Source organism: Bacteroides faecis MAJ27 (genome assembly GCF_900106755.1).
GTDB classification, from domain to species: Bacteria; Bacteroidota; Bacteroidia; order Bacteroidales; family Bacteroidaceae; genus Bacteroides; species Bacteroides faecis.
The window spans coordinates 26,179-32,251 of record NZ_FNNN01000039.1 but is presented as its reverse complement, the minus strand read 5'-3'; the positions used below and the strand labels follow the sequence as shown (position 1 = coordinate 32,251).

4 protein-coding genes are annotated in these 6,073 nt (G+C 41.0%); 3 read left to right on the top strand and 1 reads right to left on the bottom strand.

The features are described from left to right. Positions 1-114: 114 nt before the first annotated feature. Positions 115-1,578, bottom strand: coding sequence for a DUF4419 domain-containing protein (locus tag BLW31_RS22115; protein ID WP_010536997.1), 1,464 nt, complete (start codon positions 1,576-1,578; stop codon positions 115-117). 212 nt (positions 1,579-1,790) lie between these two features. On the opposite strand from BLW31_RS22115, the gene dinB reads away from it, so the two are divergent. The 3 genes from dinB (at position 1,791) to BLW31_RS22100 (ending at position 5,836) form a co-directional block, all read left to right on the top strand. Continuing rightward, the gene (gene dinB / locus BLW31_RS22110) at positions 1,791-2,882 is read left to right on the top strand and encodes a DNA polymerase IV (RefSeq protein WP_010536998.1); all 1,092 of its coding nucleotides are present in this window, start codon (positions 1,791-1,793) and stop codon (positions 2,880-2,882) included. Between the two features lie 259 nt (positions 2,883-3,141). Then, complete coding sequence (locus BLW31_RS22105) at positions 3,142-5,076, top strand: heparinase II/III domain-containing protein (RefSeq protein ID WP_022300842.1); 1,935 nt, start codon at positions 3,142-3,144, stop codon at positions 5,074-5,076. 58 nt (positions 5,077-5,134) lie between these two features. Beyond that, positions 5,135-5,836: a BT4411 family hyaluronic acid-binding protein gene (locus BLW31_RS22100; protein WP_010537000.1), complete on the top strand. Its 702-nt coding sequence runs from the start codon at positions 5,135-5,137 to the stop codon at positions 5,834-5,836. The last annotated feature ends 237 nt before the right edge of the window (positions 5,837-6,073 follow it).

Below are 6,073 nucleotides of genomic sequence, written 5' to 3'. Positions count from 1 at the left end.
ATTAAATCTGATTTTTACAAAGTTAATACATAAATAAAAAAACTACGAGAAAAATCCCGTAGTTTTCTATTTACACAATCAGATGGATAGTCCCTGTGAATTCAGCCCTTATTTCTATTCATACGTAATACCGATTATTCCTTTCTGTCTCTGGGAATTACCAGGTGATATTTCTGTTATATTCTTTCTGTTTATTTTCAGATTTGTATTTGGAAACAAGCTTTTGATACGTTGTATTCCTTCTTCCGTAATCTTGCCGGATAGCTCTAACCTTTCGATTTTCACTTTTGAAAGTTCGTCCGGTATATCAATTTCATTAATGAAGGTAAGCTCCAACTGTTTTATTTCTTCAAGTTTCAGCAGTATGGAAGGGAACTCTTTCACTCTAAGGTTGATACCCCTGCCAAAACCTCCTGTTTTGGCATCGGCTTTTAATTTGTTAATGAGCCGGGTGTTATCTGTGCTTTTCTTTCTGACCATCCAGCCGATTTGTGGTCTCAGGGCAAAACTCTCATTGTTTTGTTTGAGTCCGATGAAACCGGACCACAGTTCCAGTGGTGTTTCAATCACGGTATCATTGTATGCTTCAATATACTTTAAATCAACTTTTACTATCTCGCTCGGAAGTTTTTTACGACCCACAATCTGTTTTAGATTATTTCTTTTTCCTTCATTGTCATAAGGAAAGAATTTAATGATCCATCCATCAAAAGTCTCGGGAGCTCCACATGACTTTGGCGAATGACATTTAAACATATTACGCCAAAACTCTTGGTTAACGGTCCCCTTTGATGCCTTCACAAACTCCTCCAAAAGAGGTTCAAGTTGTGATATCCACCATTCAAGTTTATATTCTTTTAGTTCTCTGGCTTTATTTAAAACTTTTTCCCAGTCTTGTGGTGTGCCTTCAAGCGTGATTTCCGGAATACCGCAAGCAATCATTATGGTGATAAATTCGAAGTATGATTTCACCGTTTCCATTATTGTTATCTCAGAAACGGTCTTTTCCAAAGAAGTCGTTGTAGAGAAATTACAAGTGAGTGTTTCGACCAGATTACCTCCTACCTCTTTTCTTATCTGTTCCGTAAACTGAGGGAGCATTTCTTCCCATGAAAGACTCGGGTCTTCCAGTTTCTTATTGGATTGTACAACTAAAGATTGTTTCCCGGAGAAATCTACAAAATATTTTCTCAAAGACTCATGGTTGGCATTCACGTGTTGGGCAAAACCTTGGCTAATCAGTAACCAAATCATATCCGGTGATAAAACGAACGGTCTATGATCTGCATAAGCCTGATACATACCGCGGAAAAAAGAATTATACCCAAAATGTACTAAACTGTCAGGAGATTCACTTTTGGCAATTACATTAAATGGAGGTTTCCAGATGTCTTTTTCTGTAATTCTAATGGTTAATTCATTATCAGATAACATCAGGTATCTGTAGATTTCATCAGGCGAAGCCACAGGATGTAACTTTTCGGGTTTGGAGAGTTGCTCAACTTCAAAAGTCGTTCCATTTTGGGCAACTGCGGAAGTGCTGCATAGAATGAATAAATAGAATAGTAGTTTTTTCATAATACTAAATTTGTTTTATGGTTTGTACCTCAAATGTTTTCCTGTAGACAGATTATGGATAACAATATACAAATATACTATTATTAGAAATGGGATCGCAATGATATCGAATCTTTTTTATGACCTGTGTCTCTAAAAAAATAGATGCATATTATTCTAGAGATCTATTTATTCGGAAAATTGTAGTAAGTTTGCTCTGATAATCGAAGATAATGTCTCAGCGTAAGATCATACATATCGATATGGATGCTTTCTACGCCTCTGTAGAACAGCGCGATAATCCGGAACTTCGTGGCAAACCTCTGGCAGTGGGGCATGCCGAGGAGCGGGGAGTGGTAGCGGCGGCGAGTTATGAAGCCCGGCGCTATGGCGTCCGCTCAGCTATGGCTTCACAGAAGGCAAAGAAACTTTGTCCGCAATTGATATTTGTACATGGTCGAATGGATGTTTATAAGTCCGTCTCCCGTCAGATACATGAAATCTTTCATGAATATACCGATATAATCGAACCTCTTTCTTTGGATGAGGCTTTTCTGGATGTGACGGAGAATAAAAAAGGAATCTCTTTGGCGGTAGACATAGCAAAGGAAATAAAGCTCCGCATCCGTCAAGAACTGAATTTGGTCGCGTCAGCCGGTGTCTCTTATAATAAGTTTTTGGCGAAGATCGCCTCAGACTATCGAAAACCGGATGGCTTGTGCACTATTCATCCTGAACAAGCGCTTGATTTCATAGCCCGTCTTCCGATTGAATCTTTTTGGGGAGTGGGCCCTGTGACGGCAAAGAAGATGCATCTGCTGGGTATCCATAATGGACTTCAGCTACGTAAGTGTTCGCTTGAAATGCTGACTGCCCATTTTGGAAAGGTCGGGTCGCTTTATTATGAATGTTCCCGTGGCATTGACGAACGTCCCGTAGAGGCGGTTCGTATCCGAAAGTCTATCGGCTGTGAGCGGACATTGGAAAAGGATATTTCCGCCCATTCTTCCGTTATCATCGAACTATATCATGTGGCGGTAGAACTGATTGAGCGGCTTCAGCATAAAGAGTTTAAAGGGAATACATTGACTCTGAAAATTAAGTTTCATGATTTTAGTCAGATTACCCGAAGCATTACCCAATCGCAGGAACTGACTACCTTAGACCGTGTGCTGCCCCTTGCTAAAGAATTACTAAAAAGTGTGGAGTACGAACAACACCCGATACGGCTCATCGGACTTTCCGTATCCAATCCGAAAGAAGAGACGGACGAACAGCGCGGAGTTTGGGAACAACTGAGTTTTGAGTTTAGCGATTGGGAATAAAGCAGCCTTCAGATTGATAGTAACGACGGTTTTACGGAAGCTCGAACAGAGCCTCTGTTTACTTGGAACAGAGTGTCTGTTTACTTAGAATGAAGGCTCTGTTTGCTCTGAACAGAGCGTCTGTTTACTGGGGATAATAAGGTACTTATATACTTTTTCTTGAAGTCTGTACTTTTTTGTCATGAGGTTCGTATGATTTGCTCACCTTACTTTTTCAGAGATGTACTATCTTTGCCATACTTAAACGAACAAAAATACCATGAATCGAATGAAGCATTTTATTAGTTTTCTTCTGGTAGTTGCCCTTGGAAGTTTTTCTTTCAAAGCGAATGCCTATACTGAACGCAATATGCTGCAAAAAGCAGCAGACGAAACTACGTTGAAAAGTGTATTGGTAATGAAGCAGGCGTGGGTACCTTACCCGGCTTACACCGACCGTGCCGCATGGGATTCACTGATGGGACCTAACAAGCAACGTCTTATTGCAGCAGGAGAGAAGCTTCTCGATTACAAGTGGCAACTTATCCCCGCTACTGCCTATCTTGAATATGAACGTACCGGTAATCGTAAAATAATGGAAGTTCCCTATGATGCTAACCGTCAGGCATTGAATACGCTGATGCTGGCAGAACTGGCAGAAGGCAAGGGGCGTTTCATCGATCAGTTGCTGAACGGAGCTTACATGAGTTGCGAGATGAATTCATGGGTATTGTCTGCCCATCTGCCCCGACAAAGTAGTAAGCGTTCTCTTCCCGATTTCCGTGAACAAATTATTGATCTTGGTTCCGGTGGATATGGTGCATTGATGGCTTGGGTGCATTATTTCTTCCGTAAGCCTTTCGACAAAATCAATCCGGTTGTTTCTCTGCAAATGCGTAAAGCGATTAAAGAACGTATCCTCGATCCATATATGAATGATGATGATATGTGGTGGATGGCATTCAACTGGCAGCCGGGTGAGATTATCAACAACTGGAATCCTTGGTGTAATTCTAATGCTTTGCAGTGTTTTCTTTTGATGGAAAATAATAAAGACCGTCTGGCAGAAGCGGTGTATCGTTCGATGAAATCGGTCGATCAGTTTATCAACTTTGTGAAGTCTGACGGAGCTTGCGAAGAGGGAACTTCTTATTGGGGACATGCGGCAGGTAAGCTATATGATTATTTGCAAATACTTTCCGATGGTACAGGAGGCAACATATCTCTGTTCAATGAACCGATGATTCGTCGTATGGGAGAGTATATGTCCCGTTCTTATGTCGGTAATGGCTGGGTAGTGAACTTTGCCGATGCTTCCGCACAAGGCGGTGGTGATCCTCTGTTGATCTATCGTTTTGGTAAGGCTGTCAACAGCGATGAAATGATGCATTTTGCAGCTTATCTGCTGAATGGCAGAAAACCTTATGCAACAATGGGAAACGATGCATTCCGTTCCCTTCAGTCTCTGATTTGCTGCAATGATCTTGCCAAAGAAACGCCAAAGCATGATATGCCTGACGTAACCTGGTATCCCGAAACGGAATTCTGCTACATGAAGAATAAGAATGGAATGTTTGTGGCTGCCAAAGGTGGTTTTAATAACGAAAGTCATAATCATAATGACGTGGGAACTTTCTCTTTATACATGAATACGATTCCTGTCTTTATCGACGCCGGAGTGGGTACGTATACCAAACAGACATTCAGCAAAGACCGTTACACCATTTGGACCATGCAGAGCAATTATCATAACCTGCCGATGATTAACGGTGTACCGCAGAAATACGGTCAGGAGTATAAGGCGACAAACACCACTTGCAACGAAAAGAAACGCGTTTTCACTACTGATATAGCTAAAGCTTATCCGGCTGAGGCGAAAGTGAAGAACTGGAACCGTTCGTATGCACTGGACGACCGTAAGCTGACTATCACTGACAGTTACACTCTGAACGAAGCTGTAGCTCCCAATCAGGTAAATTTTATGACTTGGGGGAATGTGACTTTCCCTTCACCGGGTAAAATTCAGATTGAAGTAAAAGGGCAGAAAGTAGAACTGGACTATCCGGTCCAATTCAAAGCTGAACTGGAAACCATCCAATTGGATGATCCGCGCCTCTCTAATGTATGGGGCAAGGAGATTTATCGCATCACACTAAAAACAAACGAGAAAAAAGAGACTGGAAATTATAAGTTTGTTATTCAACAAGTGAAATAGAATTCAGCAGATAAAGTAGAAACAAGAAATAACGTATAAACAATTAAATCGCAGTAAGATGAAAAAAGTATTATTAATCGGTCTTTTGGCTGTCGCCGGAGTAAGCGTAAGTGCTCAGAATTTGATCAAGAATGAAAAGTTTGCTACGGAAGTAACGAATAAGGTTACCAACCCTAACAAGGCTACAGCAGGTGAGTGGTTCATCATGAATAATGAGGCAGACGGTGTGACAACCATCGCTTGGGAACAAACCGGGGATGCCAAATATCCGAATGCCATGAAAATAGATAATTCGGGTGCAGAAAAGAATACTTCCTGGTATAAAGCTTTTCTGGGACAACGTATTACCGACGGCTTGGAGAAAGGTATCTATGTGCTGACTTTCTATGCAAAAGTGAAAGAAGCAGGGACTCCGGTCAGTGTATATATCAAGCAGACGAATGAAGAAAAGAATGATAACGGTAAGCTGAACACTACCTTCTTTATGCGTAGAGATTATGATGCTGATGCTCAGCCTAATGCTTCCGGTGCACAGTATAACTTCAAAATCAAGGATGCGGGCAAATGGACAAAGGTTGTTGTTTACTATGACATGGGACAGGTGGTGAATACTATCAGCAGTAAGAAGTCCAATCCTGATATGGAAGTGTCTGATACGGATGATGATGCTGCTATCCTGAAGGATTGTTACGTAGCTATCCTTGGACAGAATAAAGGTGGGGTAGTAGAAATCAGTGACGTGACTTTGAAGAAGAAATAAGAAGAAAATAAAAAAGAAAGAGCGGAGAACCAATCGGTTGCTCCGCTCTTTTCATGATATATATTAGTGTGTTTAATTACATGGCAGGCTGCTTCGTCAGCAGTTTTTGAAGTTTACCATTCAAGGTTTGGCACATAGCACCGTTTCCCATTGCTTGATAACGTTTAATACGGTACTGTAACATCATGATTTTTTCATTTGCATTCTTTTTCATAATTTGTTTCCTCTTTTTTTGCC